The organism is Streptomyces sp. SN-593 (assembly GCF_016756395.1).
Taxonomy (GTDB): domain Bacteria; phylum Actinomycetota; class Actinomycetes; order Streptomycetales; family Streptomycetaceae; genus Actinacidiphila; species Actinacidiphila reveromycinica.
In genome coordinates, this window is the sequence record NZ_AP018365.1 from 2,373,853 (window position 1) to 2,392,262 (window position 18,410).

The 18,410-nt window shown below is 72.3% G+C and carries 15 protein-coding genes, 1 other RNA gene and 1 pseudogene; 9 read left to right on the forward strand and 8 right to left on the reverse strand.

Annotation, left to right across the window (positions count from 1 at the left end; translation table 11 throughout):
* Positions 1–66: 66 nt before the first annotated feature.
* Entirely contained in the window at positions 67–1,545 is a 1,479-nt protein-coding gene (locus RVR_RS09705) for an MFS transporter (RefSeq protein ID WP_202233450.1), read from the forward strand.
* A 16-nt stretch (positions 1,546–1,561) separates the two neighbouring features.
* Here RVR_RS09705 and RVR_RS09710 read toward each other — a convergent pair whose 3' ends face one another.
* The 3 genes from RVR_RS09710 to RVR_RS09720 all read right to left on the reverse strand — a co-directional run bounded on the left by RVR_RS09710 (position 1,562) and on the right by RVR_RS09720 (position 5,226).
* Positions 1,562–2,212, reverse strand: a complete 651-nt coding sequence (locus tag RVR_RS09710) for a PAS domain S-box protein (protein WP_202233451.1) — start codon at positions 2,210–2,212, stop codon at positions 1,562–1,564.
* A 747-nt stretch (positions 2,213–2,959) separates the two neighbouring features.
* The gene (locus tag RVR_RS09715) at positions 2,960–3,583 is read right to left on the reverse strand and encodes a LuxR C-terminal-related transcriptional regulator (RefSeq protein WP_202233452.1); all 624 of its coding nucleotides are present in this window, start codon (positions 3,581–3,583) and stop codon (positions 2,960–2,962) included.
* A gap of 1,088 nt (positions 3,584–4,671) precedes the next feature.
* Positions 4,672–5,226: a TetR/AcrR family transcriptional regulator gene (locus tag RVR_RS09720; protein WP_237404663.1), complete on the reverse strand. Its 555-nt coding sequence runs from the start codon at positions 5,224–5,226 to the stop codon at positions 4,672–4,674.
* Positions 5,227–5,422: 196 nt separating this feature from the next.
* Here RVR_RS09720 and RVR_RS09725 point away from each other — a divergent pair, with 196 nt between their 5' ends.
* A complete protein-coding gene (locus RVR_RS09725) occupies positions 5,423–6,373 on the forward strand; it encodes a zinc-binding dehydrogenase (RefSeq protein WP_202233453.1) in 951 nt (316 codons plus the stop codon).
* A gap of 312 nt (positions 6,374–6,685) precedes the next feature.
* On the opposite strand, the gene ku is transcribed toward RVR_RS09725, so the two are convergent.
* Positions 6,686–7,642 carry a non-homologous end joining protein Ku gene (gene ku, locus RVR_RS09730; protein WP_202233454.1) on the reverse strand — a complete coding sequence of 319 codons (957 nt, stop codon included), beginning with the start codon at positions 7,640–7,642 and terminating at the stop codon, positions 6,686–6,688.
* Between the two features lie 675 nt (positions 7,643–8,317).
* Between ku and RVR_RS09735 the strand changes: the two genes are divergently transcribed.
* Together RVR_RS09735 and RVR_RS09740 are read left to right on the forward strand one after the other, a co-directional pair.
* The gene (locus tag RVR_RS09735) at positions 8,318–8,776 is read left to right on the forward strand and encodes a CBS domain-containing protein (RefSeq protein WP_202233455.1); all 459 of its coding nucleotides are present in this window, start codon (positions 8,318–8,320) and stop codon (positions 8,774–8,776) included.
* On the forward strand, positions 8,773–10,068 hold the full coding sequence (locus RVR_RS09740; protein WP_202233456.1) for an ArsB/NhaD family transporter: 1,296 nt from the start codon (positions 8,773–8,775) through the stop codon (positions 10,066–10,068). The genes RVR_RS09735 and RVR_RS09740 overlap by 4 nt, the downstream gene beginning before the upstream one ends.
* A gap of 73 nt (positions 10,069–10,141) precedes the next feature.
* On the opposite strand, the gene RVR_RS09745 is transcribed toward RVR_RS09740, so the two are convergent.
* Complete coding sequence (locus tag RVR_RS09745; RefSeq protein ID WP_202233457.1) at positions 10,142–11,044, reverse strand: LysR family transcriptional regulator; 903 nt, start codon at positions 11,042–11,044, stop codon at positions 10,142–10,144.
* Between the two features lie 150 nt (positions 11,045–11,194).
* Here RVR_RS09745 and RVR_RS09750 point away from each other — a divergent pair, with 150 nt between their 5' ends.
* The 5 genes from RVR_RS09750 to eda all read left to right on the forward strand — a co-directional run bounded on the left by RVR_RS09750 (position 11,195) and on the right by eda (position 15,610).
* The gene (locus tag RVR_RS09750) at positions 11,195–11,908 is read left to right on the forward strand and encodes an SDR family NAD(P)-dependent oxidoreductase (RefSeq protein WP_202233458.1); all 714 of its coding nucleotides are present in this window, start codon (positions 11,195–11,197) and stop codon (positions 11,906–11,908) included.
* A gap of 195 nt (positions 11,909–12,103) precedes the next feature.
* Positions 12,104–12,506, forward strand: an RNA gene (rnpB, locus tag RVR_RS09755) — RNase P RNA component class A.
* Between the two features lie 460 nt (positions 12,507–12,966).
* Positions 12,967–13,791, forward strand: coding sequence for an alpha/beta fold hydrolase (locus RVR_RS09760; protein WP_202233459.1), 825 nt, complete (start codon positions 12,967–12,969; stop codon positions 13,789–13,791).
* 262 nt (positions 13,792–14,053) lie between these two features.
* Positions 14,054–14,830 (forward strand): peroxide stress protein YaaA, encoded by a 777-nt coding sequence (yaaA, locus tag RVR_RS09765; RefSeq protein ID WP_202233460.1) that lies wholly within the window; start codon positions 14,054–14,056, stop codon positions 14,828–14,830.
* A 162-nt stretch (positions 14,831–14,992) separates the two neighbouring features.
* Entirely contained in the window at positions 14,993–15,610 is a 618-nt protein-coding gene (eda, locus tag RVR_RS09770; protein WP_202233461.1) for a bifunctional 4-hydroxy-2-oxoglutarate aldolase/2-dehydro-3-deoxy-phosphogluconate aldolase, read from the forward strand.
* 232 nt (positions 15,611–15,842) lie between these two features.
* Here eda and RVR_RS09775 read toward each other — a convergent pair.
* From RVR_RS09775 to RVR_RS09785, 3 genes and pseudogenes are all read right to left on the reverse strand, one after another.
* Positions 15,843–16,580, reverse strand: a pseudogene (locus RVR_RS09775) (histidine phosphatase family protein); the annotation flags it as partial.
* A gap of 28 nt (positions 16,581–16,608) precedes the next feature.
* A complete protein-coding gene (locus tag RVR_RS09780; protein ID WP_202238511.1) occupies positions 16,609–17,352 on the reverse strand; it encodes a zinc ribbon domain-containing protein in 744 nt (247 codons plus the stop codon).
* Positions 17,349–18,284 (reverse strand): Nif3-like dinuclear metal center hexameric protein, encoded by a 936-nt coding sequence (locus RVR_RS09785; protein ID WP_202233463.1) that lies wholly within the window; start codon positions 18,282–18,284, stop codon positions 17,349–17,351. The genes RVR_RS09780 and RVR_RS09785 overlap by 4 nt, the downstream gene beginning before the upstream one ends.
* Positions 18,285–18,410 lie beyond the last annotated feature (126 nt).

Genomic DNA, 18,410 nt, shown 5'->3' on the forward strand with positions numbered 1-18,410 from the left:
CAACGCACGAGCAGCGCGGAAGCGACGGCTCGACGCGGAAGGGAACAAGGCCCTGTGACATCAAGCATGGAGTCGGCAAGCGACCAGGCACAAGACACCGAAACGCCCGGGGAAGCCCCGGACCCGCTGCGGTGGTGGTCCCTACTCGCGGTCAGCCTGGCCACGTTCATGACCTACCTGGACCTGAACGTCATCAACGTCGCGATTCCCACCATCCAGCGTGACCTCCACCTGTCGGAGGCCGGGCTGGAATGGATCGTGAGCAGCTACCTGCTCACCCTGGCCGGCCTGCTCCTGGCCGGCGGCCGCCTCGCCGACGCCTACGGTCGCCGCCGGCTGTACATGATCGGCCTCACCGTCTTCACGCTGTCCTCGCTGTCGGCCGGCCTGGCCGGCAACGGCGGCATGCTGATCGGGAGTCGGGCCGTACAGGGCATCGGAGCCGCCCTGCTGACGCCGGCCACGCTGGCCATCATCACCGCCACGTTCACCGACCTGAAGGAGCGCACCAGCGCGATCGGCCTGTGGACGGTGAGTGCGGCCCTGGGCCTCGCCCTGGGCCCGGTGACCGGCGGCCTGATCACCCAGAACATCCGCTGGGGCTGGATCTTCCTGATCAACGTGCCGGTCGGCGTGGTGACGCTCGCGCTCAGCGCCAGGACCGTCCGCGAGTCCAGGTCCTCCGACTCCGGCAACGTCCTGGACGTCGGCGGGCTGATCACCTCCGCGGTCGCCCTGTTCGCGGTCACCTACGCGCTGATCGAGGGCAACGACGCGGGCTGGGGCGCGCCGGAGATCGTCACGGCCTTCGTGATCGCCGCGATCGCCACCGTGGCCTTCTTCGTCTTCGAGACCCGCACCCCCGAACCCATGGTGAACCTGGGGCTGTTCCGCATCCGCCAGTTCACCGGCGGCATCAGCACCCAGATGATCTGGGCCTTCGGCGCCCTGGCCATCTACTTCTTCACCTCGATGTACCTCCAGGACGTCCTCGGCTTCTCCCCCCTGAAGTCGGGCGTGCTCTTCGTCCCGATGGCGTTCGCCCTCGCCGCGTTCGCCGGCTTCTCCACGCTGATGGAGAGCTGGATCGGCGGGTTCCGCACCGTCTCGCTCGGCATGGTGATGATGACGGTCGGTCTCATCATGCTGAACATGCACGACGAGCACTCGACCTTCGCCTCCCTGCTGCCCTGTCTGATCGTGCTGGGCGGCGGCATGGGCATCATGAACGTGCCGATGACGAACGCCGTGATGCACAACACCCCGAAGGCGCAGGCGGGGGTCGCCTCGGCGCTGCTCAACGACGCCCGCGAGGTGGCCGGCCTGCTCGGCATCACCATCATCGGGGCCGTGCTGCGGTCCAAGCAGGCGTCCGAACTGCGGTCCGGATCGAGCGCGTCGCAGTCCTTCCTCAGCGGCTACCACGTCGGCCTCTGGGTGGCGACGGGCCTGGTCGCGGTGGGCATCGTGTTCACCTACGTGATGCTGCGCCCCAGCGGGGAGCCGCTCCTCGACGAGGACGCGGTTCCCGCCCCCCTGACCTGAACGCACCGGAGCGGACCTAGTAGGGATAGACGCGGGGCGGCCAGCCCGGGCGGATGAGACCTATGGAGTATGCCTTGGAGACCACAGCGGGCCGGTTCTTGACCTTGAGCTTACGCATCAGGGTGTCCACGTGGTAGCCGATGCCGCCACGGCTCAGGTACAGCATCGAGGCCAGGTTCACGGTCGACATGCCGAGCGCCACCCCCTCCAGGATGCGTGCCTCGATGTCGGTCAGCACCAGCCGGTGCGTCATCGGCGAGGGGCACAGCCGGGTACCGCCCTCGGGGCACACCAGGGCCATCAGGCCGTCGGCTTCGCCGCCGTCACCACCGACGGTGAAGCCCGTCAGCTCCCCGCTGAAGACGGTCGAGTCCTTCTGGCGGAACGCCACCGCCGGCTCGGTGAAACGGGACCCCTGGTCGGCGAGCAGCCGCGAGAACTGCCGGCTGACCAGGGTCCGGGCGTCGGCGTGCAGCAGCTCGACGAAGGAACGTCCGCCCAACTCCGCGGGCCGGCAGCCGAACTGGCCCGAGAACTCGGTGTTGACCTCCACCAGCCGGAAGCCGGTGTCTAACTTGGCCATGCACATGCCGGACCGCTCGAACAGCGACCGGAGGATCTCCTGCTGACCGCCCTTGCCGATCTCGGAGACGAGTGCCTCTGTCATTGCTTCTCCCCTGCTCGCCCAGTGAACGAAGGTGATGCGAAGACTGTCGTGACGTGACGCTCTCTCGTGGCCTCCCGCGACGCGGAGGAGCCACCGTACCGGGTGCTTTCGTCGTCAACCCGGCCGTGACGGCGATCCGGACCGACATGTCTCCCCATGAAGGACTACGGACACATCGGTGTCGGTTCTCCCGGAAGTCCCTTTTCTTCCCCGGACCCGGCCGGCGTACCGCCGCCACCGGGTCGGGTGCCGCTCGCCGCGGGGAGCGCCCTGAGGGCCCGTCACCCGGCACGGGGGGCGTCTGCCGCGGTCCGGCTCGCGGCGCGCTCCTGCCCCGGCTCTGCCGTGCCGCACGGCAGCCGAGCGTTCGGTGCGATCCGGCGCGCCTTCGTCGGCGACCCGCGGATATCCGGGATCGCCGTGGCCGGCCGGTCCGCCGGTCTCGTACATCGCCATGGATCAGACGCATTCCTTCTGCATGACCGCCCTGCGGCAATGTCCCGGCACGCACGCGAAGAAGGCAGGCCCCGTTCCTGCGGGTCGCCAGTCGCGATGCACTTCACCCTCCCGAGCGCCTTTGCGGTGACCGTCCGGACCGGGGCCGGACCCCCCTCGACGGGGTCGACCGCGACCGGCCCCGAACGTCCCGCCCCCACCGCGCACGCCTGCCGCGGGCGGGCGGCCGGGAGGCCACCGCCCGTTCGTGGCGCGTGGGGGGACAGCTTTCCAGCCCGGCACGGTGCGGCGCTACTCCACGAATCCCTCGGTCACCAGCGGCGGCCAACTGCCCATACGGAACAGGCCGGCCGAATAGGCTCGGGAGACCAGCTCGGATCGATTGGCCGCTTCGAGGTTTTTCATCAGCGCACTGACGTGATATTCGACTCCACCACGGCTCAGGAAAAGCTTCGAAGCGAGCTGAACGGTGGACATGCCGGCCGCCACACCCTCCAGCACCAGGGCTTCCATCCTGGTCAGCGGCTTCCGCAGCCCGGTCGGTGCGGGCGGGGCGCCGTCGGTCCCGGCCTCCGGCTCCAACTCCAGCAGGACGACGAGCGAATCGATGCGTCCCTCGTCGTTCGTCACCGCGATGCCGGTCAGGGCGGTGCTGGCCCGCCCTGTGCAGGTCAACGCGGCGACACGGTCGCTGAACCGGCTGCGCTCACCACGCGCCAGCGAGAGCAGCCGCTGCGTCAGCGCGTCCCTGGCGCGGACGTGCACGAGGTCGACGAGGGACACCCCCGGCAGCTCCTTGACCGACAGTCCGAACACGTCGGCGAAGCCGGCGTTGCTCCCTATCAGGCGGAGGCCGAGATCCACGTGCGCAATGCGCGCGGACGAGTTGTCGAACAGCGACCAGAGTCTGTACACGTCGTCAGCCTGCTCAGGTGAGCAAGTATTCGTCCCAGTGATCGCATCTTGTGCCGCCGACACGATTTAGCCTCCCCGCATGCTCAGCCAAGGCTCCGGCCGTTTATTGGTCTAGACTCCCATACAGAAATCCCAAAAACCAGCCCCACCGCAAACCGGATTCCGACCGCTGACTCAAGTCTAGGGTTTTTCCTGCTCGTCCCACCGCCGAGCGCCGGGAGACCTCTTCTGTAACCGGCGCGTAAACAAATGAGCCGGGGTCCCCACACCGGCGCAGGTCAGGTGGCATGCTTGCCGCGCGGAGGATCGGCGGCGGGTGTCACGGAAATCACTGTCCGTAGCATTCGCTACGGCGCGCATACATGCGCGGCCGCCCGGAGTTCCTGGGATTTTGTCCAATTTCGGCAGATTGAACAGGGAAATCACGTCGGTATCCGCAGCTTCTTTTGGTTGACTATTTACTTTCCAATGTTCTACCGTGACCATTCCGGAAGTTCGCTTTGCGTTTCCCTCTTTGCGGGACCGTTCGGCAAAGACGGTTGCCGCGGAAGGCAGGCAGAACAGCGGCACAACGGCGGCAGAACGTGGGCAGAACGCGGGCAGAAACGGGCGGGAGGCCGGCGGAAGCGGGCGGGGGGACGAGTGCGGGCGGGCCGTTCCCGTGAACACCGGGGACCGGTGTCCGCGGCGGTCGGGGTGCTCGCGGATGTGGTGGGACACGGCAGCGAAGGAGACAGCCCATGTCGGTCGCGGAACCATCGCACCCGCCGTTCTCCGGGGGGCCGACGCGTACGCGGCGAGCCTCCGGTGCGGCCTTCGCTGCACGGTGCGACGCCCGGGAAAGCCTTTCCACGGCGACCGGTGGCGGAGCGGCCGCGGAGGCGCGGCTTCCGGTCGGCGGATGCGCGGAAGGGGTGGAAAGCGCGGCTGGCGCCGGACCGCGGATGCCGGGAGCGGTGCGCCGGCGGCCGCGGACGCCGGACGGCTGCGGGGTCCCGCCGGGGGAGGGTGCGGTCGCGCCGCACGAACGGGGTGCCGCGCCGCACGAACGGGGTGCCGCTCCGGACGGGTGCGGCGGCCCGCGGTCCTCAGATGCCGAGGAAACGCTTGAGCACGCGCCGCGACGCCGGCAGCGGGCGCCCGGCGTCGAACTCCAGCACCGAGATCTCCCGGGTCATCGCCGCGATCAACTGCGCGGCGGCCTCGGCGTCGTCCCAGCCCATCACCTTCAGGTCGGCCACGCCCGCCGCCGCCAGCCGCTCCCGGCGGGCGGCCATCGAGCCCTGCACGGTCGGGTCCGAACGGGCCTCCAGCGACAGCGCCTTGACGCCGCGGTTGGCGATCGACACGTCGAGGTACGCCTCGGTGCTGCGGAAGATCCGCTCGGCCCCGGGCGCCAGTCCCGCGATCGCCTGGTCGACGGCCTCCTGCACCCGGGCGTGGAAGCGCGCGTGCATGGCGTCGACGAACGTCGCCCGGTCCTTGAAGTGGACGTAGAACGTCCCCTTGGCCACTCCGGCCCGCGCGACCACCATGTTCACGCTGAGGCCGCCCAGGCCGTGCTGCTCCGCCAGCGCCGCGCCGGCGTCGAGCAATGCCTCGCGTGTCTGCAACGCACCGGGCATCTGCACTCCTGCTGCCATAACTTCGGAGTATATGCCCGCCCGGCCGTCCGCAGCCGGGCATGACCTCGAACATTCGGTGACCGACCAGTCGGTCACGTGCTACGCTCCGGCTCATGCGCATGGTCTCGACACCTCCCTTACCGCTCGCGTACGACACCGGCAGCCGACCCCTTGACGCCGCCCACGGCGCCACCGCCGAGAAGGAGCAGCAGCGATGAAAGCGGCAGTGATCGAAGAAGTCGGCGCCGCGCCGCACGCGACCGACCTCGCCGACCCGACCCCGGCCACCGACAAGCAGGTGGTCGTCAAGGTCGAGGCGACAGCTCTGAACTCGATCGACCTGCATGTCGCGGAGGGCCACCACCGCGCCGGCCCGCCGAAGGTCCCGTACGTGCCCGGCTTCGAGGTGGTCGGGACCATAGCGACCGGCCCCGACGAGGGTCTCCGGGTGCACGCCACGGTGCCGGCCGGCCTGGTGCCGGGGGTCAACGGCGGCCTGGCCGAGCTGCTGCTGACCGACCGAGGGGCCTGCATCCCGGTCCCGGACGGGCTGGACAGCGTGGTCGCCGCGGCGATCGGCGCCGTCGGCGCCGGCGCGGACCTGTCCCTGCGCAAGGCGGGCCTCCAGGAGGGCGAGAGCGTCCTGGTGCTGGGAGCGACCGGCCCGCTGGGCACGGCCGCGGTCCAGCTCGCCAAGCTGGCCGGCGCCAAGCGCGTCATCGCGGCCGGCCGCAACCCCGAGCGGCTGGCCCAGGTCGCCGACGCGGACGGCGTGGCGGTCCTCGGCGACGAGCCGCTGTCCGAGCAGTTGGCGGCGCTCGGCGGTCCGGTCGACCTGGTCGTCGACCCGCTGTGGGGCGCGTGGGCGGTGCCGGCGCTGGCCTGCCTGCTGCCCGGCGGGCGCTACCTGAACGTCGGCGCGGCGGCGGGCGACGAGAGCGCGTTCCGGGTGGAGATGCTCCGCGGCGCGCAGCTTTCGCTCATCGGCTTCAGCGGGACCACGGCGAAGCCGGCCGACGCGTACGCCGCGTACAACCGCGTCGCGGCCCTCGCCGCGGCCGGCTCGTTCGTGCTGCCGACGGCCACCTACGCGCTGGAGGACGCCACCAAGGCGTGGGAGGCGCAGGCGTCCTCGCCCGGCAAGAAGATCGTCGTCACACCCTGATCCGCCCCTGACCGAGGGTCCCCGGCGGTCCGCGCCTGCACACGGACCGCCGGATGTTCCACCCGCCGGGGCCGGGTCGCGGTGTCCGCCCGCCGCGACCCGGCCCCGGCGTGTCGTCCCTCCGGCCGGAACACGGGAAGTCCGGCCGGGACAACGGCCGTCCGGCCGGGCACGGGGAGTCCGGCCGGACCCGGCGGTCCCCATCCCCCTGCCGAGGACGGCGACGGGGCCGGGGCCGGGTCGAGCGGTTCACGGGGCCACGGGTTCGTCGGCCGGTGCCGCATTCACGCCCAAGGCCTGAGCGGCGGACGGTCAGCCGGCGCGCTTGCGCGTCGTCTTCTTCGCCGCGGTCTTCTTCGCTGCGGTCTTCTTCGCCGTCGTCGCCTTCTTCTCCGTCGCCTTCTTCGCGGTCTTCTTCGCCGACGCCTTCTTCTTCGTGGCGCGTCGCTCGTGCATGTGGTGCACCTGCGCGTCCTCGTCCTGGCCCCGGTCGGCGCGTGCCCGGTCGGTGGCGGCCTTCAGCGCGGACATCAGATCGGTGACGCCCGCCTCTTCGCGCTCGCCCTCGGCGGGCGTCGGCGGGGCCTGGTGTCCGACCTTCGCTTCGACCAGGGCCTGGACGGCTTCCGCGTACTGGTCGTGCATCTGCTGCATGTCGAGGTCGCCCATGGCGGAGATGTACTCCAGTGCGGCGCCGACCTCGTCGTCGGCGAGGTCCACGTCGGCGGTCGGTTCCGCGCCGGCCGCGCTGCGGATCTCATCGGGCCAGTGCAGCCTGTGCGCGACCAGGACGTCGCCGGCCGGGTAGATCAGGGCGAGGGCCTCGCCGGACCCGCGCGCCGCGTACTTCCCGACGGCCGCCTTGCCCGCCTTGGACAGGGCCTCGCGCATGAGCACGTACGGCTTGTTCGCGGCCTCGCTCTGCGGGGTCAGGAAGTACGGCCGGTCGAAGTACTCCGGCGGGACCGCGGCCAGCTCCAGGAAGCCGCTGACCTCGATCGTCTTCGCCGTGGGCAGCGGCATTTCGTCGAGCTCGTCGTCGCTGACGGGTACGAGCCTGCCGTCGGGGGCCTCCCACGCCCTGCCGATCTCGTCCTGGGCGAGGACCGCGCCGTCGGCCTCGCAGGTCCTGCGGTACTTCACCCGCCCCATGTCCTCGGTGTGGACCTGCCGGAAGCTGATCTTGTGGCTCCGGGTCGCACCGATCATCTGCACCGGTATCGCGACCAGCCCGAACGCCAAGGTGAACGACCCGATCGTGGGCGGCATGGCATCCTCCGCAGGTCAGCCCCCCTGCCCGCAGGCTACCGCCCCTCGCGCCCGGCCGCAGGCGCGAAGCCAGGGGACGTACTCGATGCCGGGGCGCCGTTTTCGCCGCCCCGGAAGCAGGCCGGCCGTGGCGGAGGGCGAGCGCGTCACCTGCCTGGCCGGGCGTGACGACGAGGGCCAGGGACCAGCAGCGGCTGTCCGCGGCGAGGTGCCACCACTGAGGCCGGCCCGCCGACGGCGGCGACGCGGACCCGCCTCCCGTAATTGCCCTGCCTCATGTTTGCAGTATGCCAAGATGCCCTCGGGTGCGTCGCTCCGCCCCCGGACTCGACGGGCAGCGGGGGGCAGCGGCCGGACTCCCCCCGTGGCCGCCCGGTGCTCGTGTAAGTTGGCCATCGGTGTGCCGGGAAGTCTGGTCGGCGAATACGAGAGAACTCTCTTCGCTGATCGGAGTCGCCCGTGGAATCCGTCGTCGCCTCCTCACCCCGCACTCCCTTCCCCGGCGCGGTCGTACCGCGCCGCCGGGCCGCGCCGCTCCCCCGGTGCCGCCGAGGCGTCCACCCGCCGCCGTGTGCCCCGCCCTTCCGATCGGCAGGCGGCTCGGCGCGCCCGTTCCCCCGCCCGATGCGGGCGCACCAGTCCCCGCGAACGCGGCCCGTATCCAGGGGACCTCACATGCGCGCGCGTGAACTCGCCCAGCCCTACCCGACCGTGACCCTCGGCAGCCCCGCGCTGAACGCGGCCCGGCTGGTGGCGGACCGCCACCTGCCCGGCGTACTCGTCGTGGACGCGGACGGCGCACCGTACGCGATCCTGCCGGCCTCCAGGTTCGTCCGCCTGCTGGTGCCCAGCTACGTGATCGAGGACCCCGCGCTCGCCGCGGTCGTCGACGAACGGCACGCCGACCGGCTCTGCGCCTCCCTGGCGGACCGCGCGGTCGCCGACATCCTGCCCCGGGAGCGCACCGCGGCGCCGGCGGTCGCCGACGACGACACCCTGCTGGAGGTCGCGGCGCTGATGGCCCGCGAACGCAGCCCGCTGGTCGCCGTCATGGCGGAGGAACCCGACGGACCCCGGCTGATCGGCGTGATCACCGCCTCCCACCTCCTCGACCGCCTGCTGTCCGTCGCGTGAACTGGCACGCCTGGGCCGCCGTCGCCGTCTTCGCCGGCACCTACGCCCTGATCATCAGCGAACGCGTCCACCGCGTCGCCGCCGCGATGGGCGGTGCCGCGCTGATGCTGCTGGTCGGGGCGACCGACGGCAAAGCCGCGTTCTACTCCGAACGCTCCGGCATCGACTGGAACGTCATCTTCCTGCTGATGGGCATGATGATGATCGTCGGCGTGCTCAAACGCACCGGCCTGTTCGAGTACCTCGCGATCTGGTCGGTACGAAGGGCCCGCGCACAGCCCTTCCGCGTCATGGTGATGCTCGTCGTCATCACCGCCACCGCCTCCGCGCTGCTCGACAACGTCACCACGGTGCTGCTCGTCGCCCCCGTGACCCTGCTGATCTGCGAACGCCTCGCACTGCCGGTCGCACCGTTCCTGATCGCCGAGGTGTTCGCCTCCAACATCGGCGGGATAGCGACCCTCGTCGGCGACCCGCCGAACATCATCATCGGCAGCCGCGCCGGCCTGACCTTCAACGACTTCCTGGTCCACCTCGCCCCGCTCGCCGTGATCCTGGTCCTGGTCCTGATCGGCCTGGCCCGGATCATGTTCCGCACCGCGTTCACCCACGACGCGGAGCGCGCCGCGGAAGTCCTCGCGCTGGACGGCCGGGAGGCGATCCGCGACCCGCGGATGCTCGCGCAGGGCCTGACGGTCCTCGGCCTGGTGATCGCGGGATTCGTGCTCCACCCGGTGATCGGCTTCGAGCCGAGCATCGTGGCACTGCTCGGCGCGGGCCTGCTGGTGGCCGTCTCCAGTGCCGAGACCGGCGAGGTACTGGCCGAGGTCGAATGGCCGACCCTGGCGTTCTTCGCCGGCCTTTTCGTCATGATCGGCGGGCTCATCGAGACCGGTGTCGTCACCCACGTCTCCGACGCCCTCGCCGACGCCGTCGGCGACAGGGAACTCGGCGGCTCCCTGCTCATGCTCGGCGCCTCCGGTGTGCTGTCCGGCGTCATCGACAACATCCCCTACGTCGCGACCATGGCACCCGTCACCGCCGACCTCGTCCACCACCTCGGCGGCGCCGGGGACCACGTCATGTGGTGGGCGCTGGCCGCCGGCGCCGACCTCGGCGGCAACGCCACCGCCATCGGCGCCTCCGCCAACGTCGTCGTCCTCGGCATCGCCGAACGCGCCCGCCACCCCATCGGCTTCTGGCAGTTCACCCGCTACGGCCTCGTCGTCACCGCCGCCACCATCGGCGTCTCCGCCCTCTACCTGTGGCTGCGCTACTTCGCCCTCGCCTGAAGCACTCTCGTCAGGGACTGCGGGCCCCCTGGACTTCGAGCCGGCGCAACGGAGGCGACGGAGCTCTGCGCCGTCACCGACCGCCCGCAGGAGGCAGGCCCCGTGCTCCGGTTCCGGCTGATATACGCGCTTCGGGAGCGGTACGTGCCACGCGCTGGGCCGTGCGCACGAAGGAGGCTACCGCGGTGGAGCGCGACCGTTCCGGCCAGGCGATGGAGAGCGTGGCCGGGGCCAGTCCGGCGATGGGGCGATAGACGATGCCGGGCCGGGGGAAGCGTTCGGCCACCCAGACGGGCAGGAACCAGACGGCACCGCCCACTTCGATCAGGTTGAAGATCTGCGAGTGATCGAGCAGGTTGCGCGGCACGGACGGCGCGGGGTAGCCGTGTTCGGCGGGCTGCCCGTGCGGCAGGCTCCGTCCCGTCAGGTCCGGCAGGCGCAGGCTCGGGCGGGAAGCGAGCGGGTCGGACGCGGCCAGGGCCACGACACGCGGCCCGGTGACCAGAACCTCGCTGTCCAGCCTGCTGTCGTCGACTGTGTCCACGATGAGCGCCACGTCCGCCCTCCCGTCGCGCAGTGCCGTCGCCTGTTCGCCGTACGCGCCCAGCAGCAGTTCGACCGGTGTGTCCTTGTAGGCGGCGAGAATCCCCGGCAGCAGACCCGCGTCCTGGTCCGCCTTCAGCGCCAGCCGCAGCGTCGGTTCGCCAGCCCCGGCATGCCGGGCACGGCTCTCCGCCAGGGCCACGGCCTCCAGAGCCACCCGCGCGTGGTCGAGCAGGACCCGGCCTGCCCGGGTGAGGGCGACCCGGCGCGTGGTCCGCACGAACAACTGCACCCCGAGCTGCCGCTCCAGAGCGCCGATGGCACGCGACAGCGGCGGCTGCGCCATCCCCAGCCTCTCGGCGGCCCTGCCGAAGTGCTCCTCCTCGGCCACTGCCACGAAATAACGCAACTGGCGCGTCTCCAGCTCATTCATACCCGCAGGATATCAGTTCGAAGAGACAAGGTATTTCCCATCCGGCGCGGGCCGTCATTTACTGATCCCGGGATGCGTACCGAAAGGGACTGGGTTCACCCATTAATCTCCCTCGCATCCCTCTGCCTGTCACCATCTCGGGAGCGACCAGTGGAAAATCCCCTTACCGGGCACGTCGTCATCGTCACCGGAGCCTCGTCCGGAATCGGCGAAGCGACAGCAAGGTGTCTGCACGAGGCCGGCGCTCGCCCGGTCCTCGCGGCGCGGCGGGCCGACCGGATCGAGACCTTGGGCGACGAACTCGGCGGGGCCTTGGCCGTGCCCACCGACGTGACGGTGCCCGAGCAGGTGCACGCACTCGTGCAGGCCACCGTCGACACGTACGGCCGGGTGGACGGCCTGGTCAACAACGCGGGAGCGGGCGCCTTCCACCGGCTGGACGCCATCACCCCGGCCGCGTTCCTGGACCTGCTGAATCTGAACGTCGTGAGCACCGTGACCGCCATCCAGGCGGTGCTGCCCCACATGCGGGCGGCCGGCCACGGCCGCATCGTGAACATCAGCTCCGGCGCGACTCAGATGCCGATGGCGGGCAACGCCATCTATCCGGCGGCCAAAACCGCGGTGAACTGGCTCAGCCAGGTCGGTCGACTCGAACTCGCGGACGAGAACATCCAGCTTTCGGTGGTGCTGCCGTCGGTCACCCGGACCGAGTTCTACGAGGACGGCGAACTGCCTTCGGGCATGGTGGCGCATTCACCCGAATACGTGGGTCGCGTGATCCTTCGAGCACTGCGCACCGGCGAGGAACGTATCGACATCCCGCACGGTCCCGAGCAGCCGGACTTCCCCGCACACCGCTGACACCCCTGCCGACCACCCACCACCTCCGCCACGAAGATGATCGCGGCCAGAGCTTCACGGTCACCGGCCCTGCGCCGGCCACCGCCCTGAGGGCGCTTCATCGTCGCTGTGCGCCTGCCAGGGTTCCGTCCGTTACCGGGGTCGTGACCCGCCGTGGGAGCCCCCGGCGACGGGCTAGACTGGGGGTACGGCAGACGAGCCGGGCGGACGGTCGCGTCGGATCAGCAGTGATCCGCCGAGGAACGTCCGGGCTCCACAGGGCAAGGTGATGGCTAACGGCCACCCGGGGTGACCCGCGGGACAGTGCCACAGAAAACAGACCGCCGGGGATTTCGGTCGCCGGTAAGGGTGAAACGGTGGTGTAAGAGACCACCAGTGCCCAGGGCGACCTGGGCAGCTAGGTAAACCCCACCTGGAGCAAGGTCAAGAGGGCGCCATAGCGATATGGCCCCGCGCGGACGTTCGAGGGCTGCCCGCCCGAGTTCGCGGGTAGACCGCATGAGGCTGTCGGCAACGGCAGCCCTAGATGGATGGCCGTCTCCCCGGCCGCCGCGAGGCGACCGGGCGACAGAACCCGGCGTACAGCCCGACTCGTCTGCCGCCTCCTGCGGCTTTTCCTGGAAAGGGCCTCTGACCAGAGTCGGAGGCCCTTTCCGGTTTTTCAGGGGCTTGCCGCGTCAGGCCGCGAAAAGTCCCTCGGAAGTCCCTCGGACAACGGCGGGTGGTGCCGCCGACCGCGGTGATCCGGCACCGGCACGGGCGGTCCGCCGCCGGCCGCGACCCGCTCGGCTGGGTCCCCGCGCGCGGAGCGGCGGCCGGCGGATCGCGCCGCGTGCCCTGGACGCGGTCACCTCCCCCGGAGGAACTCCCGGTCGGCGGAAATTCCGCGCGCGAGGGCGTTTACGATTCCGCCCGGGGGTAAGGGCGCTGCGCTGCGGCGCGTGCCGACCGGCGGTAAATTTGACGAGGGAGAGTTTCCGCACCCGCGTCAATGCGCGCCCGCCACGCGGAGATTCCGGAACGACCACACCGCCCGTCACACAATGATTGGGAGAGCCATGGGTTTCGTGACGACGAGCGACGGCACGGAGATCTTCTACAAGGACTGGGGTTCGGGTCAGCCCGTGGTGTTCAGCCACGGGTGGCCGCTGTCGTCCGACGACTGGGACCCGCAGATGATGTACTTCCTCGGCCAGGGCTTCCGGGTGGTCGCGCACGACCGGCGCGGGCACGGGCGGTCCTCCCAGGGCCCCGACGGCCACGACATGGACCACTACGCCGACGACCTGGCCGCGGTGGTCGAGCACCTGGACCTGCGCGACGCGATCCACGTCGGCCACTCCACCGGCGGCGGCGAGGTCGTACGCTACCTGGCGCGGCACGGGCAGGACCGGGCGGCCAAGGCCGTGCTGATCAGCGCGGTGCCGCCGCTGATGGTCCGCACCGACGGCAACCCGGGCGGCCTGCCCAAGAGCGTCTTCGACGACTTCCAGGTCCAGACCGCCACCCGCCGCTCGTCGTTCTTCCGGGAGGTGGCGGCCGGCCCGTTCTACGGCTTCAACCGGGACGGGGTGGAGCCCGACGAGGCCGTCATCCAGAACTGGTGGCGCCAGGGCATGACCGGCGCGGCGAAGGCGCACCACGACGGCATCGTCGCCTTCAGCCAGACCGACTTCACCGGGGACCTGAAGCAGATCACGATCCCGGTGCTGGTCATGCACGGCGACGACGACCAGATCGTGCCCTACGCCGACGCCGGCCCGCTGTCGGCCGAACTGCTCCCGAACGGCACGCTCAAGACCTACGCGGGCTTCCCGCACGGGATGATCACCACCCAGGCCGACGTGATCAACGCCGACCTGCTCGCCTTCGCCAGGAGTTGACGGCCGCCGGCCGCCGACCCGACGGCCGGTGTCCGACGGCACCGGCGGCCGGGCCGCCCGACGGCCCCCACCGACGGCTCCGTCCGACGCGACGGACGGAGCCGACCGAGCCGCCGGGTCCCGTTCGGCCTCTTCGGGACCCGGCGTCGACACGGCCCCGCCCCGGGCACGGGGCGGGGCCGTCGTCCGCGGCCGTAGGCTGCTCAGGACGGCCGCGGCGCAAGGCGGCCGGGAGGACCCGTAGATCCGCGAGGGAGAAGCCGTGCTCGTCCTGCTGCCGCCGTCCGAGGGGAAGGCCACCGCCGTACGGGGGCGGCCGCTCGCGCTGGACGGGCTGTCGCTGCCCGCGCTGACCGGCGCGCGCGAGGCCGTCCTCGACGAACTGGTCGGCCTGTGCGCGGGCGACGAGGACAAGGCGGCCGAAGTGCTCGGCCTCACCCCCGGGTTGCGCGGGGAGATCGCCAAGAACGCGGCGCTGCGGACCGCGCCCGCGCTGCCGGCGGCCGACCTTTACACCGGGGTGCTCTACGACGCGCTCGGCCTGGCCACCCTCGACTCCGCCGCGCTGCGCCGGGCCCGCCGCTCGGTGCTGGTCTTCTCCGGGCTGTGGGGCGTGCTGCGGCCGGCCGACCGGGTGCCGTCCTACCGCTGCTCGATGGGGGTACGGCTGCCGGGCACCGGCGGCCTCGCCGGGTACTGGCGCCCGCACCTCGACGCCGTGCTGCCCGAGGTCGCCGACGGCGGGCTCGTGCTCGACCTGCGCTCAGCCGCGTACGCGGCCGCCTGGAAGCCATGGGGGGACGTCGCGCGGCGTACGGCGACGGTACGGGTGCTCCAGGTGAGCGTTGTCGCGGGCGTCGAGAAGCGGTCCGTGGTCAGCCACTTCAACAAGGCGACCAAGGGGGAGTTGCTGCGCGCGCTGCTGACGGCCGGGGCGGCGCCGAAGGACGTCGCCGGCCTCGCCGCCGCCCTCCGCGACCTCGGGTTCGAGGTCGAACGGCACGACGGCTCCCCCCGACTGGACGTCCTCCTCCGCTGACGCCCCGTCGGAGGCGCGGAACCGTGCCATCGGCCCCCACCGCCGAGTGGTCCCCGAACCGAACCGACGGGACGCCTCGCCCCGGAGGGTCCACCACCCCACCCCGTTGCAGGGAACGCAACGGCCGTTGCGCGAGGTGGTGGCCGCGGCCAGGATGACCGCATGGACAGCGTTCTCGACCTCGCCCCCGTCGTCCCCGTGGTCGTGCTGGAGGACGCCGCGGACGCCGTACCGCTCGCGCGGGCGCTCGTAGCGGGGGGACTGCCGGCGATCGAGGTGACCCTGCGCACCCCCGCCGCGCTGCACGCGATCGCCGCGATCGCGCGCGACGTGCCGGACGCGGTGGTGGGCGCGGGCACGGTACTCGGCCCGGACCACGTGGCGGCGGCGGAGGCCGCGGGCGCGCGGTTCCTGGTCAGCCCGGGCTGCACCGAGCGGCTGCTCGACGCGATGCACGGCTCGGGCCTGCCCTTCCTCCCCGGCGTCTCGACGGCGTCGGAGGTGCTGCGGCTCCTGGAGCAGGGGGTGACCGACATGAAGTTCTTCCCCGCCGAGGCGGCCGGCGGGGCACCGTACCTGAAGTCGCTGTGGTCGCCGCTGCCCCGCGCGCGGTTCTGCCCGACCGGCGGCATCGACGCCGCCCGCGCGTCGGGCTACCTCGCGCTGCCCAACGTCGCCTGCGTGGGCGGCACCTGGATGCTGCCGGCGGACGCGCTGCGGGCGAAGGCGTGGGACCGGGTCACCGGGCTGGCCCGCGAGGCGGCCGCGCTGGCGGGGTGAGGTGCTCCCGGTCCACGCCCTGTTCGGCCCCGGGGGCCGCCCGAGCGGCCCGTCCCGAGCGGTCGCGGGGTGGCGAACCCGGGCGGCGACGATCCGGCGCGGCGACAAGCCCGAGCGGCAACGATCCGGCGCGGCGACAAGCCCGAGCGGCAACGGTCCGGCGCGGCGACAAGCCCGGACTGCGACGAGCCCGGGCGCCGGCGAGCGCCGCACCGCCCCCGCCGCCGGCGGCCTACTCCCCCCGGCCCGCGGCCACGTCCCCGCGCAGGTGCGCCGTCGCGTTGACATACCGCACGGACGCGTTGCCGTCGGCGTAGTGGTCCACCGCGCACAGGGCCGCCGGGGCCAGGTACATCCGGAAGAGCGCCTCGGGCGGGGCGCCGAGGGCGAGCCGGACCAGCGTCTTGATCGGCGTGACATGGCTGACCAGCAGGACGGTCGTGCCCCGGTGCGCGGCGAGCAGCGCGTCGCGGGCTGCCTCCACCCGGGCCGCGACCTGCTCGAAGCTCTCCCCGCCCGGCGGGGCGACCCGCGGATCGCCGAGCCAGGCGGTCATCGTGTCCGGGTCGCGCCGCCGCGCCTCCGCGAAGGTGAGGCCGTCCCACGCGCCGAAGTCCGTCTCGCGCAGGCCCTCGTCGACGGTGACGTCCAGCCCCAGGCGCGCGGCGGCAGCGGCGGCGGTCTGCCGGCAGCGGGCGAGCGGCGAGCTGACCACCGCGCGCACGGGGGCGTGGCCGACGGCCCCGAAGCCGGTCCCGGCACCCGGGTCCCCGGGCGCCGATCCCTCCCCCGCGGCCGGCGGCGCCGCGGCCAGTTCCCCCGCGGCCAGCTCCGCCTGCGCCCGGCCCCGCTCCGAAAGGTCCGGGTCTCCTCCCCCGCTGCCGGAGAACCGCCGTTCGCCGGTGAGCGGCGTCTCGCCGTGCCGCAGCAGCACGAGCGTGGTGGGGGCGCCCAGATCGGGCGCGGCCGACGGGTCGGGCGCGCCCGCGGTCACCGCGCTACAGCCCGGAGTCGGCGGTGCGCACCAGGATGCGCCGGCAGTTCTCGCACCGCACCACGGTGTCGGCCGGAGCGCTGCGCACCTCGTTCAGCTCGGTGATGTTCAGCTCCAGCCGGCAGCCCTCGCAGCGCTTCTGGTAGAGCCGGGCCGCGCCGATCCCGCCCTGCTGGGCGCGCAGCTTGTCGTAGAGCTTGATCAGGTCGTCGGGGACGGCGGCGGCCAGCACCTCGCGCTCCTTGGCCACCGTGAAGCCCTCGGCGTCGATGCCCTCCAGCTCGGCGGTCCTGCGCTGCTCGACCTCGGCGACCTCGGCCTCCAACGCCTCGACCCGGCCGGCGAGTTCGGTGCCGCGCTCCTGCGCGCTCTCGCGGCGCTCCATCACCTCCAGGACGACGTCCTCCAGGTCGGACTGGCGCTTGGCGAGCGAGGCGATCTCGCGCTGGATGTTCTCCAGGTCCTTGGGGGAGGTGACCATCCCGGAGTCGAGCCGCTGCTGGTCGCGGGCGGAGCGCTGCCGCACCTGGTCCACGTCCTGCTCCGCCTTGGTCTGCTCGCGGGCGGTGTCGCTCTCCTCGGTGCGGGCGGCGACGAGCAGGTCGCGGAGCTGGGCGAGGTCGGCGCCCAGCCGCTCCAGTTCGGCGTGCTCGGGCAGGTTGCGGCGCTTGTGGTCGAGCTGCGCGATACGCGCATCGAGGGCCTGGACTTCGAGAAGTCGGATCTGGTCGGCGGGCGCGGCGTTCAGCGGGGGGCTCCTGAGCTGCTGGAAGGGGAATTCGGGTACGGCGACGGGTCGGCCGGGCCGGGCGGCCCGGGCACGTCGGACGGGTCCGGCGCGGTGGACGGCGCGTGGAGCGTCCACGGGTCCGTGACCGTCCGCGAGACATGGGTCCGCAGGTTCCAGCCGTGCCGGTCGGAGATCTCGTCGAGCTGGCCGGCCGCCTGTGCGCACCAGGGCCACTCGGTGGCCCAGTGCGCGGCGTCCACCAGCGCGGGCGGGCCGGCCTGCCGGGCTTCGGAGGCCGGGTGGTGCCGCAGGTCGGCGGTGAGGAAGGCGTCGACACCGGCCGCGCGGACCTCGGCGAACAGGCTGTCGCCGGAGCCGCCGCAGACCGCGACGGTGCGGATCGGGGTGTCCGGGTCGCCGGCGATCCGCAGGCCGGCGGCGGTGCCCGGCAGTCCGCGCGCCGCCCGGGCCGCGAACGCGGCGAGGCTCAGCGGCGCGTCGAGCTCGCACAGCCGACCCAGGCCCCGGCGGCCCGCGGGATCGGTCGGGTCGGGGACGAGCGGGCCGGTGACGCGCAGGTCGACGGCCGCGGCGAGCGCGTCGGAGACCCCGGGGTCGGCCCGGTCGGCGTTGGTGTGCGCCACCAGCAGCGCGACGCCGCCGCGGATCAGGTCGTGCACCACCCGGCCCTTGAAGCCGGCCGGGCCGACGGGCGCGACGGTGGTGGTGCCGCGCAGGTAGAGCGGGTGGTGGGTGACGAGCAGGTCCGCGCCGAGCCGTACGGCCTCGTCGACGACCTCCTGCACCGGGTCGACGGCGAACAGCACCCGGCGCACCTCGGCGGAGGGGTCGCCGCAGACCGGGCCGACGGCGTCCCACGACTCGGCCAGCTCCGGCGGCCAGAGGGCGTCGAGGGCGGAGAGCACGTCGGCAAGGGAGGGTGCGGGCACGCTACGAAGGTTACCCGCCGCGCCGGGCGGCCGGGATGCGAGCGCCCGACGCAGCACAACGGCTCGGACGACGGCGCCGGTTCGCGTGGAGCGACACCCTTACGTGTGAACTGTCCCGGTGCACGT